We start from the raw sequence: 26,638 nt of genomic DNA, 5'->3' as shown, positions 1-26,638 counted from the left end.
TGGTACAGTTGGACGTTGCGCTGGCTGCCTCCTGTCCACCTCACGATTTCACCTTCCGACCACACAAACGTGGTGCCTCGGGTGATCGCCGTTGACCAGGTCGTACAGCAGCGAAACACCACCTAGGCACTACGAGTAATTCGTGTTGGAAGGACATATCTTGGCAGTCTCCCGCCAGTCCACCTCAACCATTCCAGGTGCGCCTCGGCGCGCCTCGTTCGCAAAGCTCAGCGAGCCCCTTGAAGTACCCGGACTGCTTGATGTGCAGCTCGAGTCCTTCGAATGGCTGGTCGGGTCCGCGGAATGGCGTGAGCGCGCTGCATCTCGCGGCGATGCAAACCCTACCGGCGGTCTGGAGGACATCCTCACCGAACTGTCTCCGATCGAAGACTTCTCCGGGTCCATGTCGCTGTCCTTCTCCGACCCTCGGTTCGACGAGGTCAAGGCCTCGGTCGAAGAGTGCAAAGACAAGGACATGACGTACGCGGCTCCGCTGTTCGTCACCGCGGAGTTCATCAACAACAACACCGGCGAGATCAAGTCGCAGACCGTCTTCATGGGCGACTTCCCGATCATGACCGACAAGGGCAGCTTCGTCATCAACGGCACCGAGCGTGTCGTCGTGAGCCAGTTGGTGCGTAGCCCCGGTGTGTACTTCGACGCCAACATCGACAAGACGACCGAGAAGACGCTGCACAGCGTCAAGGTCATCCCGGGCCGTGGCGCCTGGCTCGAGTTCGACGTCGACAAGCGCGACACCGTCGGTGTCCGCATCGACCGCAAGCGTCGCCAGTCGGTGACGGTGCTCCTCAAGGCCCTCGGCTGGACCAAGGAGCAGATCGAAGAGCGCTTCGGCTTCTCCGAGATCATGATGTCGACGCTGGAGAAGGACAACACCGCCGGCACCGACGAGGCGCTGCTCGAGGTCTACCGCAAGCTGCGTCCGGGCGAGCCCCCCACGAAGGAGTCCGCGCAGACCCTGCTGGAGAACCTGTTCTTCAAGGAGAAGCGCTACGACCTGGCCAAGGTGGGCCGCTACAAGGTCAACAAGAAGCTCGGCCTCGTCGAGAACCCGATGGCCGGCGCCCCGGTGCTGACCGAAGAGGACATCGTCGCGACGGTCGAGTACCTGGTGCGTCTGCACGAGGCCGATCCCAACATCACCACCACGATGACCGTGCCCGGTGGCGTCGAGGTCCCTGTTGAGGTCGACGACATCGACCACTTCGGCAACCGTCGTCTCCGTACCGTCGGTGAGCTCATCCAGAACCAGATCCGCGTGGGCCTGTCCCGCATGGAGCGCGTCGTTCGCGAACGTATGACGACCCAGGACGTCGAGGCCATCACGCCGCAGACCCTGATCAACATCCGTCCCGTGGTCGCCGCGATCAAGGAGTTCTTCGGAACCTCGCAGCTGTCGCAGTTCATGGACCAGAACAACCCGCTGTCGGGTCTGACCCACAAGCGCCGCCTGTCGGCGCTGGGCCCCGGTGGTCTGTCCCGTGAGCGTGCCGGCCTCGAAGTCCGCGACGTCCACCCGTCGCACTACGGCCGCATGTGCCCGATCGAGACCCCGGAAGGCCCGAACATCGGCCTGATCGGTTCGCTGTCGGTGTACGCGCGGGTCAACCCGTTCGGCTTCATCGAGACCCCGTACCGCAAGGTCGTCGACGGAACCGTCACCGACGAGGTCAACTACCTGACCGCCGACGAGGAAGACCGCTACCTCGTGGCCCAGGCGAACTCGCCGATCGGTGCCGACAACCGGTTCACCGACGATCGCGTCATGGTCCGTAAGAAGGGCTCGGAGATCGAGTACGTCCCGATCACCGATGTCCAGTACATGGACGTCAGCCCGCGCCAGATGGTGTCCGTCGCGACGGCCATGATCCCGTTCCTCGAGCACGACGATGCCAACCGTGCCCTGATGGGCGCGAACATGCAGCGTCAGGCGGTGCCGCTGGTGCGCAGCGAGTCCCCGCTGGTCGGTACCGGCATGGAGCTGCGTGCTGCTGTCGACGCCGGTGACGTGATCATCTCGGCGAAGTCCGGCGTGGTCGAAGAGGTCTCGGCCGACTACATCACCGTGATGGCGGACGACGGCACCCGGGACACGTTCCGGATGCGCAAGTTCGCCCGCTCGAACCAGGGCACGTGTGCCAACCAGCGTCCGATCGTGGACGAGGGTCAGCGCGTGGAAACCGGCCAGGTCCTGGCCGACGGACCCTGCACCGATCAGGGTGAGATGGCCCTCGGAAAGAACCTGCTCGTGGCGATCATGCCGTGGGAAGGCCACAACTACGAGGACGCGATCATCCTGAGCCAGCGTCTGGTCGAAGAGGACGTGCTCACCTCGATTCACATCGAAGAGCACGAAATCGACGCCCGCGACACCAAGCTCGGTGCCGAGGAGATCACCCGGGACATCCCGAACGTCTCCGATGAGGTGCTCGCCGATCTCGACGAGCGCGGCATCATCCGCATCGGTGCCGAGGTTCGTGACGGCGACATCCTGGTCGGAAAGGTCACGCCGAAGGGCGAGACCGAGCTGACCCCGGAAGAGCGTCTGCTGCGCGCCATCTTCGGTGAGAAGGCGCGAGAGGTTCGCGACACCTCGCTGAAGGTTCCGCACGGTGAGACCGGCAAGGTCATCGGCATCCGCGTGTTCTCACGTGATGACGACGACGATCTGCCTCCCGGTGTCAACGAGCTGGTCCGGGTGTACGTGGCCCAGAAGCGCAAGATCCAGGACGGCGACAAGCTCGCCGGCCGCCACGGCAACAAGGGCGTCATCGGCAAGATCCTGCCTGCCGAGGACATGCCCTTCCTGCCCGACGGCACCCCGGTCGACATCATCCTGAACACCCACGGTGTGCCGCGTCGTATGAACATCGGTCAGATCCTGGAGACCCACCTCGGGTGGATCGCCAAGACCGGCTGGAACATCAACGTCGCGGAAGGCACTCCGGAGTGGGCGTCGAAACTGCCCGAGGACATGCTCTCGGCAGAACCCGACACCAACACCGCCACCCCGGTGTTCGACGGCGCCACGGATGCGGAGCTGAACGGCCTGCTGGGCTCGACGCTTCCCAACCGTGACGGTGAAGTGATGGTCAACGCCGACGGCAAGGCGACCTTGTTCGACGGTCGCAGTGGCGAGCCGTTCCCGTACCCGGTCTCGGTCGGCTACATGTACATCATCAAGCTGCACCACTTGGTCGACGACAAGATCCACGCTCGTTCGACCGGGCCGTACTCGATGATCACGCAGCAGCCGCTCGGTGGTAAGGCGCAGTTCGGTGGACAGCGTTTCGGCGAGATGGAGTGCTGGGCCATGCAGGCCTACGGTGCGGCGTACACGCTGCAGGAGCTGCTCACCATCAAGTCGGACGACGTCGTCGGTCGCGTGAAGGTGTACGAGGCCATCGTCAAGGGCGAGAACATCCCGGAACCGGGTATCCCCGAGTCGTTCAAGGTGCTGCTGAAGGAACTTCAGTCGCTGTGCCTGAACGTCGAGGTACTCAGCTCCGATGGTGCCGCCATCGAGATGCGTGATGGCGACGACGAGGACCTGGAGCGGGCTGCGGCCAACCTGGGTATCAACCTGTCGCGCAACGAGTCGGCCACCGTCGATGACCTGGCCAACTGATCACTCTCCGCTTTTCCTGACTGAGCTACTGAAAGGTAAATAGTGCTCGACGTCAACTTTTTCGATGAACTGAAGATTGGCCTGGCCACCGCCGACGACATCCATAACTGGAGCTTCGGCGAGGTGAAGAAGCCGGAGACGATCAACTACCGCACGCTCAAGCCAGAGAAGGACGGCTTGTTCTGCGAGAAGATCTTCGGTCCCACCCGGGACTGGGAGTGCTACTGCGGCAAGTACAAGCGTGTCCGCTTCAAGGGCATCATCTGCGAGCGCTGCGGCGTCGAGGTCACTCGCGCCAAGGTGCGTCGTGAGCGGATGGGCCACATCGAGCTGGCCGCTCCCGTCACCCACATCTGGTACTTCAAGGGTGTGCCGAGCCGGTTGGGTTACCTGCTCGACCTGGCGCCGAAGGATCTCGAGAAGATCATCTACTTCGCCGCCTATGTGATCACCGCTGTCGACGACGAACTGCGTCACAACGAGAAGTCCACTCTCGAAGCCGAGATGGAGGTCGAGAAGAAGGGTGTCGCTGACACCCGCGACGCCGACCTCGAAGAGCGCGCGAAGAAGCTCGAAGAGGACTTGGCAGAGCTGGAGCGCGAAGGCGCCAAGGCCGATGCCCGCCGCAAGGTCAAGGATGCCGGCGAGCGCGAGATGCGCCGTATCCGCGACACCGCGCAGCGCGCCCTCGACGATCTCGAAGAGATCTGGGACAAGTTCGTGAAACTTGCTCCCAAGCAGATGATCATCGACGAGAAGCTGTACCGCGAGATCCAGGATCGTTACGGCGAGTACTTCACCGGAGCGATGGGTGCCGAGGCCATCAAGCGTCTGCTCGAGGACTTCGACATCGCGGCCGAGGCCGAGATCCTGCGCGACACCATTCGCAACGGCAAGGGGCAGAAGAAGCTCCGTGCGCTCAAGCGTCTGAAGGTCGTCGCAGCGTTCCACCAGTCGGGTAACTCCCCGCTGGGCATGGTCCTCGACGCCGTGCCGGTGATCCCGCCGGAGCTGCGCCCGATGGTCCAGCTCGACGGTGGCCGTTTCGCGACGTCCGACCTGAACGACCTGTACCGCCGCGTGATCAACCGCAACAACCGCCTCAAGCGACTGATCGACCTCGGTGCTCCCGAGATCATCGTCAACAACGAGAAGCGGATGCTGCAGGAGTCCGTCGACGCACTGTTCGACAACGGCCGTCGTGGTCGTCCGGTCACCGGACCGGGTAACCGCCCGCTGAAGTCGTTGAGCGATCTGCTCAAGGGCAAGCAGGGTCGTTTCCGTCAGAACCTGCTCGGCAAGCGCGTCGACTACTCGGGCCGTTCGGTCATCGTCGTCGGCCCGCAGCTCAAGCTGCATCAGTGTGGTCTTCCCAAGCTGATGGCTCTCGAGCTGTTCAAGCCGTTCGTGATGAAGCGTCTGGTCGACCTGAACCAGGCACAGAACATCAAGTCCGCCAAGCGGATGGTGGAGCGTCAGCGCCCCGCCGTGTGGGATGTGCTCGAAGAGGTCATCGCCGAACATCCGGTGCTGCTCAACCGTGCTCCGACCCTGCACCGTCTGGGTATCCAGGCGTTCGAACCGCAGCTCGTCGAGGGCAAGGCCATCCAGCTCCACCCGCTTGTGTGTGAGGCGTTCAACGCCGACTTCGACGGTGACCAGATGGCAGTGCACCTGCCGCTGAGCGCCGAGGCACAGGCCGAGGCCCGCATCCTGATGCTGTCCTCGAACAACATCCTGTCGCCTGCGTCGGGTCGTCCGCTGGCCATGCCGCGTCTGGACATGGTGACCGGTCTGTTCCACCTGACCACGTTGAAGAACGACGCGATCGGTGCGTACACCGCTTCGTCGAACGACGACATCGAGCGCGGTGTGTACTCCACTCCGTCCGAGGCCCAGATGGCCGTGGACCGTGGGTTGCTCAGTGTGCAGGCTCCGATCAAGGTTCGGCTGACGCACCAGCGTCCGACGCGCGAGATCGAGCGGGCTCAGTACCCGGAGGGCTGGAAGTTCGGCACCCCGTGGACCATCGAGACCACTCTCGGTCGCGTGCTGTTCAACGAGCTCCTGCCGAACGACTACCCGTTCGTCAACGAGCAGATGCCGAAGAAGCGTCAGGCCACGATCATCAACGACATGGCCGAGCGCTACCCGATGATCGTCGTCGCGCAGACAGTCGACAAGCTCAAGGACGCCGGCTTCTACTGGGCCACCCGTTCGGGTGTCACCATCGCCATGTCCGACGTGCTCGTCTCGCCGGACAAGGCAGCGATCCTCGACAAGTACGAGGAGCGGGCCGACGGCCTGGAGCGCAAGTTCCAGCGTGGTGCCCTCACCGGCGCAGAGCGTCGGGATGCCTTGGTGGAGATCTGGAAGCAGGCAACCGAAGAGGTTGGCGCCGACATGGAGCGTCACTACCCCGACGACAACCCGATCCCGATGATCGTGCAGTCCGGTGCCGCGGGCAACATGACCCAGATCCGCTCGCTCGCGGGCATGAAGGGCCTGGTGACCAACCCGAAGGGTGAGTTCATCCCGCGCCCGATCAAGTCCTCGTTCCGTGAGGGTCTGACCGTTGCCGAGTACTTCATCAACACGCACGGCGCCCGTAAGGGTCTGGCCGACACCGCGCTTCGTACCGCCGACTCGGGTTACCTGACCCGTCGTCTGGTGGACGTATCGCAGGACGTCATCGTGCGTGAGACCGACTGTGGCACCGAGCGTGGTATCAACACGATCATCGCCGAGAAGCAGTCCGATGGATCGCTCATCCGTGACGCCCACGTCGAAACGTCCACGTACGCACGTACGTTGGCGACCGACGCGGTCGACGCGAACGGCAAGGTCATCATCGAGCGCGGATTCGATCTCGGTGATCCCGCGATCGAGGCTCTGCTCGAGGCCGGCATCTCGCAGGTCAAGGTCCGTTCGGTCCTGACCTGCAGCACCGGCACCGGCGTCTGCGCCACCTGCTACGGCCGCTCGATGGCGACCGGCAAGCTCGTCGACATCGGTGAGGCCGTCGGTATCGTCGCGGCTCAGTCGATCGGTGAGCCCGGTACCCAGCTGACCATGCGTACCTTCCACCAGGGTGGCGTCGGCGACGACATCACCGGTGGTCTGCCGCGTGTGCAGGAACTGTTCGAGGCTCGTGTCCCCAAGGGCAAGGCCCCGATCGCCGAGGTCTCCGGACGCATCCGTCTCGAAGACGACGATCGCTTCTACAAGATGACCATCACACCCGATGATGGCTCGGAAGAGGTTGTCTACGACAAGATCTCGAAGCGTCAGCGTCTGCGTGTCTTCAAGCACGACGACGGCAGCGAGCGTCTGCTCGCCGACGGCGACCACATCGAGGTCGGTCAGCAGCTCATGGAAGGTGCTGCCGATCCGCACGAGGTGCTGCGCATCATGGGGCCGCGTCAGGTGCAGGTGCACCTGGTCGGCGAGGTCCAGGAGGTCTACCGGAGCCAGGGTGTGTCGATCCACGACAAGCACATCGAGACGATCGTTCGTCAGATGCTGCGTCGCGTGACGATCATCGACTCCGGTGCCACCGAGTTCCTGCCCGGTTCGCTCACCGAGCGTGCCGAGTTCGAAGCGGCCAACCGTCGCGTCGTGGCCGAAGGTGGCGAGCCCGCCGCCGGACGTCCGGTGCTCATGGGTATCACCAAGGCATCGCTGGCGACCGAGTCCTGGTTGTCTGCGGCGTCGTTCCAGGAGACCACTCGCGTGCTCACCGATGCGGCCATCAACAGCCGTAGCGACAAGCTCGTCGGCCTCAAGGAGAACGTGATCATCGGTAAGCTCATCCCGGCCGGAACCGGTATCAACCGGTACCGGAACATCCAGGTGCAGCCGACCGAAGAAGCCCGCGCAGCCGCGTACGCGGTGCCGTCCTACGACGACACCTACTACAGCCCGGACGGCACCTTCGGTGCCCCGTCGGGTGCGGCTGTCCCGCTGGACGATTACGGATTCAGCAGCGACTACCGCTAGGTAAACGCATCAAAAGCGGGCGTCCCCTTTCGAGGGGGCGCCCGCTTTTGCGTCACGCACAGGCCAAATTCGCGCCACCTGCCGACGTACGCGCCAGTTGTACCTGGCGCGTACGCACGTAGGTGGCGCGAATTTGGATCAGGCGGTGGCCATCAAGCCGTGAGTCGTCAGGGCCTGGACCAGTATTCGGCGGAATCGGGCGGGGTGTTCGAGGTCTTTCCAGTTCCAGCGGACGACGAAGACCCCGATGCGACGCAGGTTCTGCTCGCGCCATTTCTCGCGCTCATACGCCTGCTCGGTGGTCTCACCGGGACGAAGGTAGCGAATGTATTTCGCATAGCCGTCGAACTCCCCGGCCACGAGACCTTCCCAGTCGAAGTCGGTGCGGGCCACGAAGGCTCCGTCGGCGTCGAGAAACCGATTTTGCAGACGTGGGAGTGGGATGTCGCCGAAGCTCAGCATCATCGCGCGGGAGAGGGATTCGCCGATGCTCTCAGACTTCCCGTCGGCCACTGCAAGTGCTGCCCGGGCGATGGAGACACCGGTCCTGCCGACGCTGCCGCGCAAGGCGTTCTCCAGTTCGAATCGCGGGACCCCCTCGAAGAGTGCTCCGTCGAGCACACACACCGCTTGGTAGAACGTTCCTGAACGAGCGATGTCGATCGCCGTCCGAGCCCGTGATGTCACGAGATACTCGCCGACCATCACCACCTCGTCTGAATTCCAGGTGGATCCGTGAATCACGCACCCTCGGCCTTTGCGGTGTCCTCCTCCGATGCGGTTCGCCGTGAAATGAACTCGGGCGAGGTCGCCGTTGAGCATCGGCAGTCCGTGCACGACGGCAGCGGACCAGTGACTGATCGCCTTGCCCGGCTCGCCGCTGTCGGCGGCCGCGAGGACCTTCCGCCGATAGAGTTCCCGTTCTCGGTCGAATCGATCGAGTTCGATCAGGTCTGAGGTGAATGTGTAGAAGCCGCGATGGATCCGGGTCAACTGACCCGTCTTGACGCGAGTGGCCAGCCGGCGGTCGAGTTCGCCGACTTGCACTGCGTCGCGGCGACGGATGACTCGGGAATTGTCTGTATTGGGTTCATTCATGAACCGACTGTCGGAATCGGCACCGACAGAGCTCGCGCGATTTGGTCCTTCGACGGCGGGCCTGTGGACACCCGACCGGTCTGTGGACAGAAATTCGCGCCACCTCCACGCGTTCGCGCCGGTTGCAACTGGCGCGTACGCACGCAGATGGCGCGAATTTGAGGGGTGGGGGAGGTCAGGCGTTGCGGTAGGGCATGTATTGCACGGCCCACTGATTGCCGTCGGGATCGGAGAAGCCGACGAAGTGGCCCCAGGGCTGGATGTCGATCTCGCCTGGGTCGATGCCGACGGACTGCAGGTGGTCGTGGGCCTCCTGGATGTCGGAGACAACTACTTGCAGGCCTTTGACCGAGCCGGGCTCGGCGTCGGTGAGGCCTTTGCCGAAGGCGATGGAGCAGGCCGATCCGGGTGGCGTCATCTGGACGAAGCGGACCTCGTCGGAGACCACGTGGTCGTGGTCGACGTTGAAGCCGACCTTCTTGTAGAAGTCCCGTGCGCGGTCGACGTCGGTGACGGGAAGGATGACGAGTTCGAGTGTCCAGTTCATGATTTCCTCCAGTGCGTGCGGTGATTTCTTGTTTTGCTGCTGAGAACATCATCGCAACGATTGAGGACAGTTTCGGTCCTCAATGTTCGCTGGGGTTCAATTGGGGTACGCGAGGCGCATGAACAGCACAGAGCTACTGATCATCGGCAGCGGGCCCGGCGCAGTGTCGGCGGCGGAAAGCTATCGCGACAACGGCGGCAGCGGTCGAGTGCTGATCGTGACGACTGATCCCGATCTGCCGTACTTTCGGCCGCCCCTGAGCAAGGACTACCTGCAGGGGGACAGCGGCCCCGACGACATCGCGTTGCATCCACGGGAGTGGTACAGCGAGCACAACGTCGAAGTCCGCACCGACACCACGGTTGTCGAACTCGACACCACCACCAAGAACGCGAAGCTCTCGACCAGCGAGACCATCGAATTCGGCACCGCGATCATCGCAACGGGGGCCCAACCGGTGCCGATTCCGGTGCCCGGCGGCGAACACGCACTGTTACTGCGATCCTTCCGTGAGGCCGCCGACCTGCGTGATGCCGCCGAGCAGACTGCTTCGGCGGTGGTCATCGGCGCAGGGTTCATCGGTTGTGAGGCCGCCGCGTCGCTCGCTGCGCGCGGGGTGACCACGACCCTCGTCGCGCCGGACGATGTCCCGCAGGAACGCCGTCTCGGTCCGGATGCCGGCGCCAGAATCCGGGCGATGCTCGACGACTCCCACGTGCGCTACGTCGGCGGTCCCAACGTCGTCAAGATCGAACCGGGGGCGGTGACCCTGGACGACGGCGTCCGTATCAATGCCGACCTCATCCTCGCGGCGACCGGCATCTCGCCGTGCGCGGAGCTTGCGGAATCGGCGGGCCTGACGGTCGACGAGGGCCGGATCGTCGTCGACGAACGTATGCGCACCAGCGCGGCCGGTGTACTTGCCGTCGGAGACGTCTCGACTGCGCACAACACTGCCGCCGGACGCCAGGTCGCGACCGAACATTGGCAGGATGCCGTGGACCAGGGAGAGGTGGCCGGCGCGACGGCAGCCGGGGTCGAGAAATCGTGGGATGCGGTACCGGGATTCTGGACCACCATCGGCAATCACACCCTCAAGTACGCGGCATGGGGCGACGGTTATGACTCCGCACATCTCGTCGAACGCAACGGTGGTTTTCCGGAAGGTGGCTTCACCGTCTGGTACGAGCGCGGCGGCGTGACCGTAGGCGGGCTCACCTACAACAGTGACGACGACTACGAGCTGGCGGAAAAGCTGGTTGCCGATCACAAACCACCGCCGGTATGACGGCATTGGGTGCAGATTATTTGCGCTATGCCAACATGATTCGCAAGTTCGACTCAATTCGCCGATTCACCTGACGTAGCGACGCCGGCGGGGTTGTAATCCGACCCATGGCCTTCGACACAGTGATCCGCCGAGGCCGGTGGTTCGACGGCACCGGCGCGGCATCGGCTGTCCGCGACATCGGTATCCGCGATGGTCGCATCGCGCTGATCTCCGCCGAGCCGATCGACGCCGACGGTTGTGCCGACATCATCGATGCAGCGGGGCTGTGGGTGCTGCCGGGCATGGTCGACATCCACACCCACTACGACGTCGAGGTGCTCGGCGGTCCTGGTCTGAGCGAGTCGCTGCGGCACGGCGTGACCACAGTGCTGCTCGGTTCGTGCTCGTTGTCGACCATCCACGTCGACGCCGAGGTGGCAGGGGATCTCTTCGGGCGCGTGGAAGCGATCCCGCGCAGCCATGTCATCTCCAACATCGAGCGGCACCGGACGTGGCGCAACGCCCGCGAATACGTCGACGCGCTCTCCTCGCTGGCTCTCGGCCCGAACGTCGCAGCCTTCATCGGGCACTCCGACATCCGGGCGGCAGCAATGGGCCTCGACCGGGCGACCCGAGGCGACGTGGTTCCCACGGCAACCGAACAGGTCCGGATGGAGCGCATGCTCATCAAGGCCCTGGATGCGGGTTTCGTCGGGTTGTCGTCGCAGCAACTGCTCTTCGACAAACTCGACGGCGTCGTCTGCCGGTCCCGGACTCTGCCGTCCACGTATGCGAAACGGCGAGAGTTACGCCGGCTCAATGCGATCTTGCGGGGGCGCAAGCGGGTGCTGCAGTCAGGGCCTGACATCTCACGCCCGCTCAACGTGCTGTCGCAGCTGTTCACATCGCTGGGCATCGGACGGCCGCAACTGAAGACGAGCCTGCTGTCCGCGGCCGACATCAAAGCCCGACCCGAGGTCGTCCATGCGATGGGCCCGATGGCCAGGCTGATCAACAGGCTCGGTGGCGATTTCCGGTGGCAGCACCTGCCGGTGCCGTTCGAGGTCTACGCCGACGGCATGGAACTGGCCGTGTTCGAGGAGTTCGGCTCCGGCGCGGCGGCGTTGCATCTGCAAGACGAGATCGATCGCAACGAGCTGATGCGCGACGAGGGCTACCGCCGCCGCTTTCGCAAGGACTACGACAAGAAGTACGGACCGCGGGTCTGGCACCGGGACTTCTTCGACGCAGAGATCGTCGAATGCCCGGACGCCGCCGTGGTCGGCAAGACCTTCGGCGACGTCGGACTCGACCGCGGTGGCCTGCATCCGGTGGACGCGTATCTCGACCTCCTGCTCGAGCACGGACCCAAGATCCGCTGGCGCACCACCATCTCCAACCACCGGCCCGAGCTGCTCAAGAAGCTCGCCAGGGATCCCGGGATCCAGATCGGCTTCTCTGACGCCGGCGCGCACCTACGGAGTATGGCGTTCTACAACTTCGGGCTGCGGCTGCTCCGGCACGTGCACACCGCGGCCCGCGCCGGTGAGCCGTTCATGTCCGTCGAACACGCCGTCCACCGGCTGACCGGAGAACTCGGTGACTGGTACGGCATCGACGCCGGGCACCTGCGCGTCGGCGACCGTGCTGACCTGTTCGTGCTCGACCCCGAGCATCTCGACGGCTCCCTCGAGGACTATCACGAGGCGGAGGTCGAGCAGTTCGGCGGACTCTCGCGCATGGTGAACCGCAACGAACGCACGGTACGCACCGTCATGGTGGGCGGTGAGACGGTGTTCACCGACGGCCGCCCGGCGGATGTGCTGGGCCACAAACGCATCGGACGCTTCCTTCCCGCACACGCGAACGAAAAGAGGTACGAGCGTGTCAGCTGACAACAAGTCCGTAGTGCTGGGTCTCTGGGCCGCGCTGAGCAAGCGAGACTGGGAGGGGGTCAAAGGATTTGTGTCCGACGATTGCATCTATATCGACATGCCGGTCGGTCCCGGACTCGCCGCCCGAGGTCCCGATGACATCGTCAAGCGATTGAAGGTCGGGCTGGAGAGCCTCGCCGACTACATCAACCACGATGGCCTGCTGATCTCCGACGGCGCGGACGTGATGTACGAGCACAGCGAGACGTGGACCTGGGCGACCGGCGAGACCGCGACCCTGGCCTTCGTAACCGTGCACAAAGTGGTCGACGGCAAGATCACCCTCTGGAAGGACTACTGGGACTTCGGTGGCCTGGCGAACACGGCCCCATCGGACTGGATGGATACGCTGGCCGCCGCCGACACGTCGTGGATCTACGACGCCACCGGCCAGATCTGATCTCAGTAGTAGACGGGTCCGACGACTCCGCCACCGACGGCTATCGCGTCGCCGGTGATCCCGATACTGCGCGGTGAGGCGAGGAACGCGACGACGTCAGCGACCTCGGAGGCATCGACGATCCGGCGGATCGAGTTGGTGGCCAGCTCTTCTTCGAGGTCGGCGACGGGAACACCGGTCTCGGCGGACTTCTCTGCCAGTTGCTGATCGAGTCGTGCCGTGCGGGTACGGCCCGGGTGTACGACGGTGACGTTGATGCCGTGTGGGCCGAGTTCATCGGCCAAGTTTTTGGTGAGCGCCGACACGCTGACGTTGCGGATGGTCTGGGCGATCGAATTGGCCTGTCGGGCACCGAGTCCGCTGATGTTTATGATGCGTCCCCAGCCCTGGTCGATGAGGTGGGGCGCCACTGCCCGAGCCGTTCGCAGGTAACCGAGCACCTTGATCTCGACCTCACGCCGGACGACGTCGTCGGTGGTGGCCGCGAAATCGGTCGGCTTGCCGGCACTCCATGGTGTCGCGGCCGAGTTCACCAGGATGTCGACCCCACCCAACTCTGCGACCGCGCGGTCCACCAGGGCCTGCACGGACGCGTCGTCGCCGGTATCGACCGGGATGCCCACGACCTTGCGGCCCGACTTCTCGGCGATGTCGGCGGCCGCCGTGTTCAGCGCCTCGACCCCGCGCGCCGCGATGACGACGTCAGACCCTTCGGCGGCCAGTGCGGTGGCGATCGCCAGTCCGATGCCCTTGCTGCCACCGGTGACGATCGCCCGCTTACCGGTCAGACCCAGATCCATGTGCCTTCTCCCTGCTCGAGGCGAACGTGTCGCGTGTGTACTCCGGAACATACTTGCCCAGCATCAGTGCGCCCCCGGCGGAGAGACCCGACGCCGTGAACGCTGCGATCGACAGTGGGAAGAGCGCAGCCGCAGCTGCAACCGCCAGTGGCCCTGCGAAGAATCCTGCATCGTGGGTCAGTCGCCAGGCGGCCAAGAACTCGGCGCGACCGGTCTGCGGGGCCACGTCGGCGCCGATGGTCATGATCACCCCGTTGCCGAAACCGTTCCCGATGCCCATCACGACGGCTACTGCCGCAAAGCCGGCCACCGCAGTGGTGAAGGGCAGCGCCACGTACGACACTGCCAGGACCAGGATCGAGGGAACTGCCACGAAGGTGCGTCCGAAGCGATCCATCAGGTGTCCGGCAGGGTAGGCGCAGATCACGTCGGCCGCGGCACCGACGCCGAACAGCAGGCTGGCCACAGCGGGGGAGAGGCCGATGTGGTGGGCCCACAACGGCAATATCGCATCACGCGAGCTGCGGGCGACACCGAGCAGCAGTGATCCGGCACCGAGGGTCGACAGCAACCGGCCGTGCTCGGCAAACACCCCGCGGAGGCTGACCGGTGAGTGCACCGCGCCTGCACCTGGTGGATCCGCCAGCCGTGCCATCATGAGACCGGCGACGATGATCGCCACCAGCTGCACGACGAACCCACCCCGTGCCCCCATCAGCACGATCGCGCCCGCACCGATGAACGGGCCGGCGAAGAAGCCGAATCGCATGGCTCCGCCGAACAGCGACATCGCCCGCGCCCGCCATTCGAACGGCACCGCCAGCGACAGGTAGTTCTGCCGCGCCAGGCCCCACACGGCGTTGGCCAGGCCCACCAGCAGAATTCCCAGGGCCAGCAACCACACCGCCTGCGCCAGTAAGCAGGTCAGTGCACCCACTGCCGCCACCGAACTCGCGAGGATGATCGAACGGCGTTCACCGATGCGCGCGACTATCTGGCCGGAGCAGGTGTCGCCGATCACCTGTCCGAGTCCGACCAGCGCCACCGCGAGGCCGGCAATCGCCACGCCGGCACCGAGGTCGAGGGCGGCCAGCACCATCACCGGTGCGGCCGCCCCCTGCCCGATGCCGTATGCCGCAGCCGGGAGGTAGACGGTTCCTGCCAGCGACCGTAGTGGACGCTGAGCGTCCAGGGTCGCCGTCATACCGCGGTGGCTGCTTGCTCCCGTGACTCGGCGGCGGTGGGTACGTCCAGGCCATAGTGGCCCCGCAGGGTCGACTCCGTGTAGTCCGTGCGAAATCGGCCGCGCGCCTGCAGGATCGGAACGACCTGGTCGACGAAGTCGTCGAGACCACCCGGCAGGTAGGGCGGCATGATGTTGAAGCCGTCAGCCGCATCGGCGTCGACCCAGGCGATCAGGTCGTCGGCGATCTGCTCGGGGGTGCCTGCGATGCTGCGGTGGCCCCGACCGCCACCGAGTTCGCCGATCAGCTCCCGAATCGTCAAGTCACCCTTCGCGGCGAGCTGCCGGACAAGCGTCGACCGGCTCTTGTGTCCTTCGATCTCCGATTCCGGTGGGAGCTCGGGGAGCCGGGCGTCCAGGGACAGTCCCGTGAGGTCGACGTTGAAGAATGCCGACAGCTGCCCGAGCGCGTAGTCGGGAGAGATGAGGTCGGTGAACTCGCGTTCGAGGGCTTTGGCCTCCGCCTCGGTAGCGCCGATGAAGGGGACTATGCCCGGAAGGATCTGCAGATCGGAGTACGTGCGGCCGTACTTCGGCAACCGGCTCTTGAGGTCCTGGTAGAAGCTTCGGCCCTCGGCGATGGTGCGCTGCGCGGTGAAGACCACCTCGGCGTAGTGCGCCGCGAGTTCCTTGCCGTCTTCCGAAGACCCGGCCTGCACCAGTACCGGCCTGCCCTGCGGGGATCGCGGTGAGTTCAACGGACCGCGAACCGAGAAGTGCTCTCCCACGTGGTCGATGGTCCGGACCCGATCCGGATCGGCGAAGACTGCGCCCTCCACATCGAGCACCACGGCGTCCTGATCCCAGCTGTCCCACAGTTTCGTCACGACGTCGACGAACTCCTGGGCCCGGCGGTACCTGCCCGCGTGCTCGGGGATGGAGTCAAGGCCGAAGTTGAGGGCCTCCTGGCTGTTGCCCGATGTGACGATGTTCCAGCCGGCCCGGCCGCCACTGATGTGTTCGAGCGAGGCGAAGGCGCGAGCCAAGGTGTACGGGTGGTTGTAACCCGTTGAGGCGGTGGCGATCAGACCGACCTTGCTGGTCCCGCCGGCAATGGCCGACAGCAGGGTGATCGGTTCGAAGATGGCCTGGGTGTTGCGCCGGATGTTCGGGCCGATCGCCAGACCGTCGGCGAAGAAGATCGAGTCGAGCTTGCCGCGCTCGGCGATCTGACCGAGCCGGACGAAGTGATCGACGTCGAGGACGTGGTGTTCGGCGGTGCGTGGATGGCGCCAGGCGGCCTCGTGGTGGCCGACGCCCATGACAAAAGCATTGAGGTGCAACGTGCGTGACATGTGATTCCTAGGGTCGAGAGGTGGTGGGGTGGGACGTCATTCGTTCGAGGGGGTGCGCCACCGTGAGAACCGGCGTTCGATGATCACCAGTACGAAGTTGAATACGAGTCCGACCAGCGCGATGGTCAAGATCCCGGCGTACATCTGCGGGATCTGGAAATTGAGCTGGCTGGCCATGATCAGGTAGCCCAGTCCTGAACGCGCACCCACCATTTCGGCGGCGATGAGAACGAGGATCGAGGCGGCAGCAGACAGACGGATGCCGGTGAAGATGGTCGGTAGTGCGGCAGGCAGGATCACCTTCTGAAAGAGCCGGAAGGACGAGAGGCCCAGTGAACGGGCGGACTTGATCAAAAGGGGATCGACGGTGCGCACGCCCGAGATGGTGTTGAGCAAGATGGGGAACATGCAGGCGTAGATGACGAGCGCCACCTTGGACGTCTCGCCGATACCCAGGATCAGGACGAAGACCGGCAGCAGGGCCAGGGCGGCGGTGTTGCGGAACAACTCGAGGACCGGGTTGAGCAGCTGCGCGACGGGGCGGTACCAGCCGATCACGATGCCGAGTGGTACGGCGACGACCACGGCGACCGTGAAGCCCTTGAGCGCCCGCCCGACACTTGCCGAGATGTGTTCTGACAGTTGACCGCTCTGCGCGAGCTTGATCAGTGCGTCGACGACATCGGAGAACGGCGGCAAGAACGTTTTGTCCACCAGACCGATCCGCGGGGCCACCTCCCAGAACACGAGCAGCAGGGCCAGCACGATGGTCGTGCGGAACACCCAGTTGCCGGTGCGCAGGATGGTCCGGCCCACAGGCTTGCGGGCCTTGGGCTTGTCGGGTGCAGCGGTCGCGGGGGGCGGCGCTCCGATCTCGGCAACCGGCGCTGCCTTCTCCAAAGTGACGTTAGACATGTGCGCGCACTCCAATCTGGGTCTGTGTGGCCTGTACTTCCGGCCGCAACGAGAGCCAGATCCGGTGCCGGTAATCGCGGAACTGTTCGGAGGAGCGCAGATCGTCCACGGCATCGTGGTCGATGTCGATATCCAGGATTTCCTTGATGCGCCCGGGACGTTCGGTCAGCACGGCAACCCGTTGCCCGAGGTAGATCGCCTCGTCGATGCCGTGGGTGATGAAGAGGATCGTCTTGCCGGTGGCTTTCCAGATGCGGAGCAATTCGTCCTGCAGCGACTCCCGCGTCTGGGCGTCGAGCGCGGCAAAGGGTTCGTCCATCAGCAGCACCTCGGGGTCGTAGGCGAGGCTGCGCGCAATCGCGACACGCTGCTTCATGCCCCCGGAGAGTTCGTGAGGCAAGTGGTCCGCGAACCCGTCGAGCCCCACCAGGTGCAGGTACTCGTCGGCGATCGTCTTGCGGCGGTGCCGCGGAATGCCCTTGGCCTCGAGACCGAACTCGACGTTGGCGCGCGCTGAACGCCAGGGGAGCAATGCGTATTGCTGGAAGACGACGCCACGGTCGAGACCGGGGCCGGTGATCGGCCGGCCGTCGAGCAGGATCTCCCCGGAAGTCGGCTTGGTCAGACCGCCGATCAGATCGAGCAGCGTCGACTTGCCGCTACCGCTGGGACCGACCAGCACCAGGAACTCGCCTTCGGCCGCGGCGATCGTGATGTCGTCGACCGCGACGAAGTCGGGTTTGCCGGGGGATGGGAATGATTTGCGTACCGAACGTAATTCGAGCTTCGGTGTGGTCATGATGCTGCCTCCACAGGTGCGCCGTCAGGACCCGACTCGGGCGGGTAGGTGCCGTTGGCGTAAGGGTTGTCGTCGTTGGTGAAGACGTCTTCCGGGGTGAGCTTTCCCTTCTCGAGTTCACCGTTGCGTACCAGCCAGTCGATCCAGAGCTGGAACTCTTCGGGCTTGATGACGCCGCCGGCGGTCGGGATGGACGAGCTCTGCCAGTAGTCGGCGAGCGCCGGGTCTTCACCCCGACCGCGCTTGCCGATGATGTCCTTGAAGCGTGCGACGACCTCGTCGCGCGGGGTCACCTGGGTCCATCGAACGGCGCGAGCGGTACCTTGCACGAAGTCCTTGACGGCCTCGGGGTTTTTCGCGATGAAGTCGTCGCGCAGCACAAGGCTGCCGTAGCTGAAGTCGCCGAACACCGCGTCGGTGAAGAGCTCACGCAGTCCACCGGTCTCGAGGGCCTTGTCGCGGAAGATGTTGTTGAAGGCGCCGACGTCGATCTGTCCTTGACGAAGAGCGGTCTCGGTGTTGATGGGTGGCACCACCAGCAGCTGCACCGAGGCGATCTCGTCCTTCGAAAGACCCTCACGGGCAAGCCATTCCCGAATGACGAACTCGGAGTGCGCGCCGAGGGTGTTGATGCCGACCTTCTTGCCGATCAGGTCGCGGGCGCTGCGGATCGGGGAGTCGTCGACCACGTAGAACCCGTTGTAGGTCTTGGAATCAGCGCCGTAATAGTCGACAACAGCGGTGATGGGCGATCCGGCCGACTTCAACTTGACGATTGCTCCGTTGAAAGCGCCACCGAAATCGGAATCTCCTGTCGCGGTCGCCTGGATGGACTGCGGTCCGCTGGTGGTTTCACCCACAGACTTCAGCGTGACCTCGCTGAAGTAGCCGAGATCAGCTGCCAGTTCTGGAAATACGACAGTCGATGGTGAGGCGAGATACCTCAGTTCGGTCTTGCCATCAGCAGTCAGGGTGGCCTCGTCGGACGATGACCCGCACGCAGTCGTGGCCAACCCGAACGAGAGCGTCAGTGCCAGAACCGCAATCGCACGTAGACGTCGCGGTGTTGTGTGTTTCACGAGATTCCCCTTCGGTTTTCCGCGCGGTGGATCTCGCGGAAAAGTATTTGTTCGAAATCGACGTCCTGCCGAGCCCCTGAGCGCCGAATGCCACTGATCGATTTCGTGTGTTGGACCAATGATGTTGGGCGCCGAGCGCCCGTCACAACAAGCTATTTCACGACGTGGAATATGCGGCGCATATTAAATCGAGCCGCGTAAAAGGTCAGGAGAAACCGCCAGTGCTCCCACCGATGAGCCCGGCTTCTGCAGCGACGACTCCGACACCACATCGCTGAGCAGAGCCGCGGTGTGCCGCATCGCCGGATAGATCTGAGTTATCAACTTCTGATTCAGTCGTATGCTCAGCGCCTGCACACCGATAGAGGCGCGGACGCGTCCTCCCGCGTCGAAGACCGGGACCGCGATCGCGGTGACCTCGGCCGGGTCGGAGATCGCGTAACCACGCCGGCGGGCGGCATCGCCCGCAGTGACTCGCTGTCGCCCTTTTCGCCCTGCGAAGGCGGCGATCGCCCGCCCCATCGCGGTCGCGTCCAGTGCGGCGCGTTGCTCCGGGATCTGGTGTCCGCAGAAGGCAACCGGAGGGCGCGCCGAGTACACCGTGACCGCGTGGTCGTCCTCGGCGATTCCCAGGCTCGCGGTGATCTTGATCTGCGACGACAGGGTGTGCAGGTGTGGTGCGGCGGCATCGACGTCGATGCGTCTGGTGGTGGAGGAGGCCAGGGTCAGCAAGCCGTCACCGATGCCGTAGCAATCGGTCTGCGGGTCTTGGGTGAGCAGCCTGCCCCGCACCAGTGCCTGCGCGATCCGGTGGGTGGTACTGATCGGAAGTCCTACCCGCCGGGCCAATTCGCTGATCGGTATGAACGCGTCGGTGTTCTCCAACGCGTACAGGACTGATATCGCCCGTTCGATCGCCTGAGACCCCGTGCGGGGCCGCAGGGGCACTGCGGAATCCGCGCCCTCGCCTGTCTCCATCGCTGTCTCCCCGCCGACTCGTCAACTCTGTGGGTCACGATCCCCGGTGGGCCGTCCGAGCGGAAGGATTGTGCGCGCTGTGATCTTTTCACCGGCATTTTTCGGCGGATTCGCGTGCTGGTTCCACGTTGTGGAAGCCGCGCTGGTGTTAATTTCCGGCGCCTTTGATATTTCACCCAGGCCGTGTTCACGGCGACTCGAGTATTCACCCATTGCCAATTGAGTTATCTCAAGGCCCGAAGAAAGGATCATCACGGTGACCATCACAGACACCCAGACGCCGGTCGCGTCGACAGCACAATCGATCGAGGTTGCTCCCATCGCCGGCTATCTCGGCGCTGAGGTCTCCGGCCTCGACCTTAAGCAGGCGCAGAGCCCGACGACCCAGCGTGCCCTGGGCGAGGCCCTGTACGAGTACAAGGTCTTGTTCTTCCGCGATCAGGCCATCGATCATGCGCAGCAGGTGCAGTTCACCGAGTATTTCGGCCGGGTGACCGATGCGCATCCGCTGGGGTACACCGACAAGTCGCCGGCGGGATATCCCCAAGTGCTGGAGGTCGATTCACGCACGTACGCCAGCCGGGGCGGATCGAAGCAGTACAGCTACGCCAGCTTCTGGCATCAGGACGTCACTGCCCTGGTCAATCCGCCTGCCGTCACGGTATTGCGGGCGGAGCTCGTACCCGACGTCGGCGGCGACACCACGTGGGCCGATCTCGGCGCCGCCTACGACAACCTTCCGGCGTCGCTGCAGCGGTTCCTGGAGGGTCTGTACGCGGAGAACCGTTTCGGCGGTCGCGAAAAGCGTTGGGAGAAGCAATCGGAAGCGGCGGCTCTGACCGAGCAGAATCCGATCATCAGTGAGCATCCCGTTGTGCGGGTACATCCCGTCACCGGTCAGAAGCTGATCTACGTCAACCCGGGATTCACCAGCCGCATCGTCGGACTCAGTGCTTCGCAGAGTGATCGGCTGCTCGATCTGCTGTTCGCGGAGATCACCAATCCTGCGTACACCGTCCGCGTCCGCTGGACCCCGGACAGCATCGGGATCTGGGACAACCGCGCGACGATCCACCAGGCTCCCACCGATCTCGGCCACCTCGATGTCGTCCGCGTGCTGCACCGGACCACCGTGGAGGGCGACATACCGGTCGGTGTCGCGGGTCAGCAGTCGCGCTCGATCTCCGGTGCACCCTTCTACGCCCGTACCGCCTGAAAACACACTCACACAAGGAAAAGCCATGACCATCACCGATCTCCGCACCGTTGAAGCAGATACATCCGCAGTCCACTTCGCCCGGGTCGCCGGCCACATCGGCGCCGACGTCAGCGGCGTCGACCTGTCCCGACCTCTCGATCCCGAGGTGGCCGACGCCATCGTCGCCGGACTCCATCGGCACAAGGTGATCTTCTTCCGTGATCAGCACATCGACCACGCGCAGCAGATCGCGTTCGCCCGGAACTTCGGGCCGGTGACCGCCTCGCATCCGTACGACGACGATGCGCCGACCGACTTCCCCGAGATCCTGAAGATCGACAACCGCGACTACGAGCGCAAGTTCGGCGTCAAGGCCGCCAGTTACACCAACGAATGGCACACCGACGTCACCGCGCTGGTCAATCCGCCCGCCGTGTCGATCCTGAGGGCGGGCAACACCCCCGTTCGCGGCGGAGACACCAGCTGGACCAACCTGGCTGCCGCCTATGCGGGGTTGCCGGAGTCCATCAAGGAGCTCGTCGACGGACTCCGGGCCGAGCACCGGTTCGGTGGCCGCCACCCGGTGTTCAAGGAGGGCAGCAACTATGGCGACAAGGTGGCACGTACACCGCTGATCGCCGAACATCCGGTGGTCCGGGTCCATCCCGCGACCGGCGAGAAGGTCCTTTTCGTGCAACCAGGCTTCACGAGCCGGATCGTCGGCTACAGCAGGCGACAGAGCGACGCCCTGCTCGACCTGCTTTTCGACGAGGTGACGAACTCGTCGTACACGGTCCGATTGCGTTGGCGCGAAGGCACCATCGCGGTGTGGGACAACCGCGCGACCGCGCATCTGGCCCCGGGGGACGTCAATCACCTGGACGTCGCGCGCGTTCTCTACCGCACCACCATCGAAGGCGACATCCCGGTCGGCGTCGACGGTGCGTCATCGGTCGCCATCTCCGGCGAACAGTTCATCGGGTCCTGACCCGGTACCCGGAATCACCCACAAGGAATATGAAGATGCGAAGTCGACCAAAGTTTTTCTCCGGTACCGCGATCGCGGTGTTCACCGTCCTCACGGTGGTCTTGGCATCGTGTTCGACGAGTGAGACCGCGGAGGTCGGGGCGGACGGCAAGGTGACGGTGCGATACCAAGGATGGGCATCACAGGTCGGGTGGTCCGAGCTCGCCGAATCGCTGGGCTACTTCCAGAAGGTCGAACTCGAGTGGGTCGGGGACACCACGAGCGGGCCGCAGGACATCCAGGCGGTGGCAACCGGTGAGATCGACACCGGCTCGGCATTCAACGGGTCGGTGGCCAAGTTGCAGCAGGCCGGGTCGAAGGTGACCGGGGTCGTCTCCACCAACGGTTCGGACACCGAAACGTTCCACGGGTACTACTCCCTGGAGGGCAGTGGGATCGAGACCGCGCAGGACCTGGTCGGTAAGAAGGTCGGCATCAACACGCTCGGCGCCTATCACGAGTACGCCATCAAGGAGTGGCTGCACCGCGAGGGGGTCTCAGATGCCGACATCAAGAATGTGGGGCTGACCGTCGTCCCGCCGATCAACACCGAACTGGCGTTACGGGAGCAGCAGATCGAGGTGGGTAACCTCGGGACCATTTTCAAGGACGTGGCCCTACAGAAGGGCGGTCTGCACGAGATCTTCCGGGACACCAGTCTCATCGGAAATCTGTCCATCGCCACCGCGGTCTTCCGGGATGACTACATCAAGGAGAACCCGGAGGTGGTGAAGGACTACGTCCAGGGCGTGGCCCGCGCCATCCGATGGGCGCAGCTGCGTCCGCGTGAGGAAGTGGTCAACCGGTTCGTCAAGGTGATCGACGACCGTGGCCGCAACGAGAACACCGAGTTCGTGAAGCAGTGGAAGAGCCCCGGCGTCCCGGTGCCCGGTGGGGTGATCGAGCCCGACGAGTTCAGCCTCTGGATCGACGAGGCGGTTCGGCTCGGTGAGCTACCCGCCGGGATCAAGGTCGACGAGCTGTACACCAATGAGTTCAATCCATACGCGAACGGGACGTATCCGCCGGCCTCGAACGAGGAGGGTGTCTGAGTCACTTTAGCCTCGTGCGGTCAGGCGCCTGCGATTGCGCAGGCGCCTGACCTCGTTTTGCCATAACGTCGGCAGGGATGACTGAGCCGCTCCGGCGCTACCGCGCGATCATGCACGTCGACCTGGACCAGTTCCAGGTGTCTGTCGAGCGCCGCGGAAACCCCGAACTCGTCGGTGTCCCGGTGATCGTGGGCGGCACCGGCGACCCGACCGAACCCCGCAAAGTCGTCACGTGCGCGTCGTATGAGGCCCGCGATGTCGGCGTGCGGGCCGGGATGCCGTTGCGGTCGGCGTTCCGGAAGATGCCCGATGCGGTGTACCTGCCGCTGGACCATGCGTCGTATGACGCCGCGTCCGCCGAGGTGATGAGCACTCTGCGGAGTTTCGGATATCCGGTCGAGGTCATCGGCTGGGACGAGGCGTTCCTGGGTGTGCCCGCGACGGAGTCGGGGGTCGACCCGATCGGGCTGGCGCAGTCCATCCGGCAACGGATCCTCGATGAGCGTGGTCTGTCGTCGGCGGTGGGGATCAGCGACAACAAGCAGCGGGCGAAGATGGCGACGGGATTCGCCAAGCGCGATCCCGAGCACATTTTTGTACTGAACAGCAGCAACTGGATGCCGATCATGGGCGAGCGTGGGGTCGGCGACCTCTGGAGCGTGGGACCGAAAACCACCGCCAAACTCGAGGCGCTGGGGATCTCGACCGTCGAGCAGTTGGCCGCCGAGGACCGCGGCCGGCTTGTCGCCGAGTTCGGACCCCATCTCGGCAATTGGCTCCACTTGCTCTCGCGGGGCGGCGGCGACATCAATGTCGAGACCGAACCGTTCATCCCGCGCTCGCACAGCAAGGTCGAGACGTTTCCCAAGGATCTGTCCGAGCCCGCTGAGATCGATGACGCGATCCGAAAGTTGACCCGAGAGTTGTTGGCGCAGGTGGTGTCCGAGGATCGGGTCGCCTTCCGGGTCGCTGTCACGGTTCGAACGATGACGTTCTACACGCGCACGAAGTCGCGCAAGCTGCCCGCGCCGACCATCGATATCGATGTCATCGAGCCGGCGATGCTCGAGGTCCTGCACAAGTTCGAGTTCGACCGCCCGATCCGTCTGCTCGGGGTGCGCCTGGACCTGGTGATGCCGGAATAGGCCCTCGGCACCGGCCGCGATGCTAGTTTTCCACCGGGGCAGCGAGAGGAATCAGCATGAGGTGGACGAAGCGATCAGGTGTGGTGGTCGCAGCTCTGGCACTGGCTGTCGGACTGGGTTTCGCGCCCGCAGCGTCTGCTGCGCCGCTACCGGTCGACCACAACTTCCTCGCCGGGATCCCCGCCGAACTCGCAAACCCGGGTGGGTCCCTTCCCGGCTCCAACGACTACGGATGTAAACCCTCGCCGGAGCATCCCAATCCGGTCGTCCTGGTGCATGGAACGGCGGGTTCGCAGCAGACGAACTGGATCTCACTGGTGCCTGCGCTCAAGAACGAGGGCTATTGCGTCTTTGCGCTGACCTACGGGGAGCTGTCGCCGCAGTGGCCTCTCTCGCGGATCGGCGGACTCGGTGACAAGACCATCAGTGCCTGGCAGCTCAAGCTCTTCGTCGACAACGTTCTCGCCAAGACCGGTGCGGAAAAGGTTGACATCGTGGGTCATTCGCAGGGTACGCAGATCCCGACATACTGGGCGAAGTACTACGGAGGCGCCCGCCACATCGACAAGTACGTGTCGCTGGCGCCGTTCTGGCAGGGCTCTGACGGTGACGGACAGGGACGCTCTGACCTGATCGCGATGTTCGCCGACGCGCTCGGGCTGCCACCGGCTGCGGTCCCGCAGACCGACTGTCCAGATTGTGTTGCGGCCCCGAACGATGACGACTTCGCCGCCGCCATCGACGCCCCGAACGGGCCCTACGTGGAGGGCATCACGTACACCAACATCGCCACCCGCTACGACCAGCTCGTGACGCCGTACACCAGCGGCATCCTGGCGGGGCCCGCGGGCATCGAGGTCACGAACATCGTTGTGCAGGACACGTGTTCGCTCGATCGCTCCGATCACCTGTCGATCGTCGCGAACCAGCGGACGGAGGCGATGGTCCTCAATGCGCTTGATCCGAAGCATCCGCGCCCGGTTCCGTGTCTGGCGGTGCCGCCCTACACGGGTGCGTGAACGAGCTTCAGGAAGGCATCCAGCAGGATCCCGCAGTTGCGGTGTGATTCCTCTGCGCGCGCGGTGATCTCGGCGGTGATCTTCTGTAGATCTATACCGCGTTCGACGACGAGTTGACCTTCGCGGCTCACCGCCCAGCTGGCCTGCCAGGTCGCCCACACGGCAGGGGAGATCTCGGGATGGAACTGCACGCCGAGGTTGCGTCCGAACGTGAAGGCTTGCAGCGCAGCACCGTTCCGGGCGATCTCGCGGGCGCCCGGAGGGAGCGAGAAGCGGTCGAAGTGCATCTGCATCCAGGGCCCGTTCGACACCAGGTCCGGCGCCACACTGTTCACCGTCACGTACCCGTGTTCGGGGTGTTCGGATCGCTTGACGGTGCCGCCGAGCACGCGACTGAGGAGTTGCCCGCCGAAACACACGCCGAAGATCGGCACGTTCGCCGCCAAGGCGGCCCGCAGGAAGGTCAACTCCGCGGCGAGCCAGGGCACCGAGTCGTCGTACGCCGACTCCGATGAGCCCATGACGACGACGAATTCGAAACCGCCGACGTCGGGGAGTTCGCCGGAGGGGTGCACGATCTGGACCTCGTAGCCGCGGTCTGCCACGTGGCCGCGGAGGGTCCCGGTGTCGGCGATGCCGCGGTCGGTGTCGGTGTCGTGGACCACGAAGAGGGCTTTGCCGCGCCGCGCCGTCGAGTTCTCGCTGAGCTGGGCCGTCTCGCTTAGCTCGGCCATCAGGTCTTGTCGGGGATCTGCGCGGCGATGTAGACCCCGAGCGCGGCGTAGCTCACTGCCACGGCGGTCAGGGCGTACTTGGGAAGCTTAGGGATGCCGCCGGTGGTCAGCGCGGCGGTGGCGTCCCAGGCATCGACGCCCGCGCCCGACAGCAGCAGCTTTTTGAGCAGCGGATTCTCCTGGGCCTGTGCGGCCGCGACGACGACGCCACCGAGGTAGACCTCGCGGGCGCCGAACATCCTGTTGGTCAGCTTCGCGCCGGGCAGTGCGGCCTCGGTGCCGATCACACCCTGCGCGGTCGTCTTGGGGGCGAACATGTAGCCGAGACCGAGCCCCGCGCGCCCTGCCCCGAGCAGTATGGCCATGGTCTTCACGTCGATCTTTGATGCGGGAAGCTTCATTGCTGTCTCCTGGGCCGGCATTAAGAGTTTTGTCCAGTATGGCCAAAACCGTCTGA

The 26,638-nt window shown here is 64.5% G+C and carries 21 protein-coding genes; 10 read left to right on the top strand and 11 right to left on the bottom strand.

From position 1 onward, the window contains the following. Window positions 1-142 precede the first annotated feature (142 nt). Window positions 143-3,649 carry a DNA-directed RNA polymerase subunit beta gene (locus tag BH683_RS17170; RefSeq protein WP_210405233.1) on the top strand — a complete coding sequence of 1,169 codons (3,507 nt, stop codon included), beginning with the start codon at window positions 143-145 and terminating at the stop codon, window positions 3,647-3,649. 42 nt (window positions 3,650-3,691) lie between these two features. Continuing rightward, a complete protein-coding gene (locus tag BH683_RS17165; RefSeq protein ID WP_084837481.1) occupies window positions 3,692-7,648 on the top strand; it encodes a DNA-directed RNA polymerase subunit beta' in 3,957 nt (1,318 codons plus the stop codon). A gap of 138 nt (window positions 7,649-7,786) precedes the next feature. Here the strand turns inward: BH683_RS17165 and BH683_RS17160 are convergent, their stop codons facing one another. Further along, window positions 7,787-8,746 carry a type IV toxin-antitoxin system AbiEi family antitoxin domain-containing protein gene (locus tag BH683_RS17160; RefSeq protein ID WP_084837480.1) on the bottom strand — a complete coding sequence of 320 codons (960 nt, stop codon included), beginning with the start codon at window positions 8,744-8,746 and terminating at the stop codon, window positions 7,787-7,789. A gap of 175 nt (window positions 8,747-8,921) precedes the next feature. Then, a complete protein-coding gene (locus tag BH683_RS17155) occupies window positions 8,922-9,293 on the bottom strand; it encodes a VOC family protein (RefSeq protein WP_084837479.1) in 372 nt (123 codons plus the stop codon). Between the two features lie 118 nt (window positions 9,294-9,411). On the opposite strand from BH683_RS17155, the gene BH683_RS17150 reads away from it, so the two are divergent. From BH683_RS17150 to BH683_RS17140, 3 genes are all read left to right on the top strand, one after another. Continuing rightward, the gene (locus BH683_RS17150; RefSeq protein WP_084837478.1) at window positions 9,412-10,581 is read left to right on the top strand and encodes an FAD-dependent oxidoreductase; all 1,170 of its coding nucleotides are present in this window, start codon (window positions 9,412-9,414) and stop codon (window positions 10,579-10,581) included. Between the two features lie 107 nt (window positions 10,582-10,688). Next, the gene (locus tag BH683_RS17145) at window positions 10,689-12,458 is read left to right on the top strand and encodes an amidohydrolase family protein (protein WP_084837477.1); all 1,770 of its coding nucleotides are present in this window, start codon (window positions 10,689-10,691) and stop codon (window positions 12,456-12,458) included. Next, window positions 12,448-12,897, top strand: coding sequence for a nuclear transport factor 2 family protein (locus tag BH683_RS17140; RefSeq protein ID WP_246833433.1), 450 nt, complete (start codon window positions 12,448-12,450; stop codon window positions 12,895-12,897). Before BH683_RS17145 ends, BH683_RS17140 begins: the two co-directional genes overlap by 11 nt. 2 nt (window positions 12,898-12,899) lie before the next feature. Here BH683_RS17140 and BH683_RS17135 read toward each other — a convergent pair whose 3' ends face one another. From BH683_RS17135 to BH683_RS17105, 7 genes are all read right to left on the bottom strand, one after another. Continuing rightward, complete coding sequence (locus BH683_RS17135) at window positions 12,900-13,697, bottom strand: SDR family oxidoreductase (RefSeq protein ID WP_084837475.1); 798 nt, start codon at window positions 13,695-13,697, stop codon at window positions 12,900-12,902. Then, window positions 13,675-14,901, bottom strand: coding sequence for an MFS transporter (locus tag BH683_RS17130; protein ID WP_084837515.1), 1,227 nt, complete (start codon window positions 14,899-14,901; stop codon window positions 13,675-13,677). The genes BH683_RS17135 and BH683_RS17130 overlap by 23 nt, the downstream gene beginning before the upstream one ends. Further along, on the bottom strand, window positions 14,898-16,235 hold the full coding sequence (locus tag BH683_RS17125; protein WP_084837474.1) for an LLM class flavin-dependent oxidoreductase: 1,338 nt from the start codon (window positions 16,233-16,235) through the stop codon (window positions 14,898-14,900). Before BH683_RS17125 ends, BH683_RS17130 begins: the two co-directional genes overlap by 4 nt. Before the next feature lie 36 nt (window positions 16,236-16,271). Beyond that, complete coding sequence (locus tag BH683_RS17120; protein ID WP_084837473.1) at window positions 16,272-17,150, bottom strand: ABC transporter permease; 879 nt, start codon at window positions 17,148-17,150, stop codon at window positions 16,272-16,274. Beyond that, window positions 17,143-17,949, bottom strand: coding sequence for an ABC transporter ATP-binding protein (locus BH683_RS17115; RefSeq protein ID WP_168187064.1), 807 nt, complete (start codon window positions 17,947-17,949; stop codon window positions 17,143-17,145). Before BH683_RS17115 ends, BH683_RS17120 begins: the two co-directional genes overlap by 8 nt. Beyond that, window positions 17,946-18,980, bottom strand: a complete 1,035-nt coding sequence (locus BH683_RS17110; protein WP_246833436.1) for an ABC transporter substrate-binding protein — start codon at window positions 18,978-18,980, stop codon at window positions 17,946-17,948. Before BH683_RS17110 ends, BH683_RS17115 begins: the two co-directional genes overlap by 4 nt. A gap of 231 nt (window positions 18,981-19,211) precedes the next feature. Further along, window positions 19,212-20,006, bottom strand: a complete 795-nt coding sequence (locus BH683_RS17105) for an IclR family transcriptional regulator (RefSeq protein ID WP_084837470.1) — start codon at window positions 20,004-20,006, stop codon at window positions 19,212-19,214. Window positions 20,007-20,262: 256 nt separating this feature from the next. On the opposite strand from BH683_RS17105, the gene BH683_RS17100 reads away from it, so the two are divergent. From BH683_RS17100 to BH683_RS17080, 5 genes are all read left to right on the top strand, one after another. Next, window positions 20,263-21,222, top strand: coding sequence for a TauD/TfdA family dioxygenase (locus BH683_RS17100; protein ID WP_084837469.1), 960 nt, complete (start codon window positions 20,263-20,265; stop codon window positions 21,220-21,222). Between the two features lie 25 nt (window positions 21,223-21,247). Continuing rightward, window positions 21,248-22,192: a TauD/TfdA family dioxygenase gene (locus tag BH683_RS17095; protein ID WP_084837468.1), complete on the top strand. Its 945-nt coding sequence runs from the start codon at window positions 21,248-21,250 to the stop codon at window positions 22,190-22,192. A 35-nt stretch (window positions 22,193-22,227) separates the two neighbouring features. Continuing rightward, the gene (locus tag BH683_RS17090; protein ID WP_084837514.1) at window positions 22,228-23,283 is read left to right on the top strand and encodes an ABC transporter substrate-binding protein; all 1,056 of its coding nucleotides are present in this window, start codon (window positions 22,228-22,230) and stop codon (window positions 23,281-23,283) included. A 77-nt stretch (window positions 23,284-23,360) separates the two neighbouring features. After that, window positions 23,361-24,428, top strand: coding sequence for a DNA polymerase IV (locus tag BH683_RS17085; RefSeq protein ID WP_084837467.1), 1,068 nt, complete (start codon window positions 23,361-23,363; stop codon window positions 24,426-24,428). A 56-nt stretch (window positions 24,429-24,484) separates the two neighbouring features. Beyond that, on the top strand, window positions 24,485-25,447 hold the full coding sequence (locus BH683_RS17080; RefSeq protein ID WP_084837466.1) for an alpha/beta fold hydrolase: 963 nt from the start codon (window positions 24,485-24,487) through the stop codon (window positions 25,445-25,447). Here the strand turns inward: BH683_RS17080 and BH683_RS17075 are convergent. Together BH683_RS17075 and BH683_RS17070 are read right to left on the bottom strand one after the other, a co-directional pair. Next, the gene (locus BH683_RS17075; protein WP_084837465.1) at window positions 25,432-26,181 is read right to left on the bottom strand and encodes a type 1 glutamine amidotransferase; all 750 of its coding nucleotides are present in this window, start codon (window positions 26,179-26,181) and stop codon (window positions 25,432-25,434) included. The genes BH683_RS17080 and BH683_RS17075 overlap by 16 nt on opposite strands. Next, window positions 26,181-26,582, bottom strand: a complete 402-nt coding sequence (locus BH683_RS17070; RefSeq protein WP_084837464.1) for a hypothetical protein — start codon at window positions 26,580-26,582, stop codon at window positions 26,181-26,183. Before BH683_RS17070 ends, BH683_RS17075 begins: the two co-directional genes overlap by 1 nt. Window positions 26,583-26,638: the final 56 nt, after the last annotated feature.

It is taken from the genome of Williamsia sp. 1138, assembly GCF_002095435.2.
Lineage (GTDB): Bacteria > Actinomycetota > Actinomycetes > Mycobacteriales > Mycobacteriaceae > Williamsia.
The sequence above is the reverse complement of the archived record's forward strand: the minus strand, read 5'-3'. Positions and strand labels throughout refer to the sequence as shown.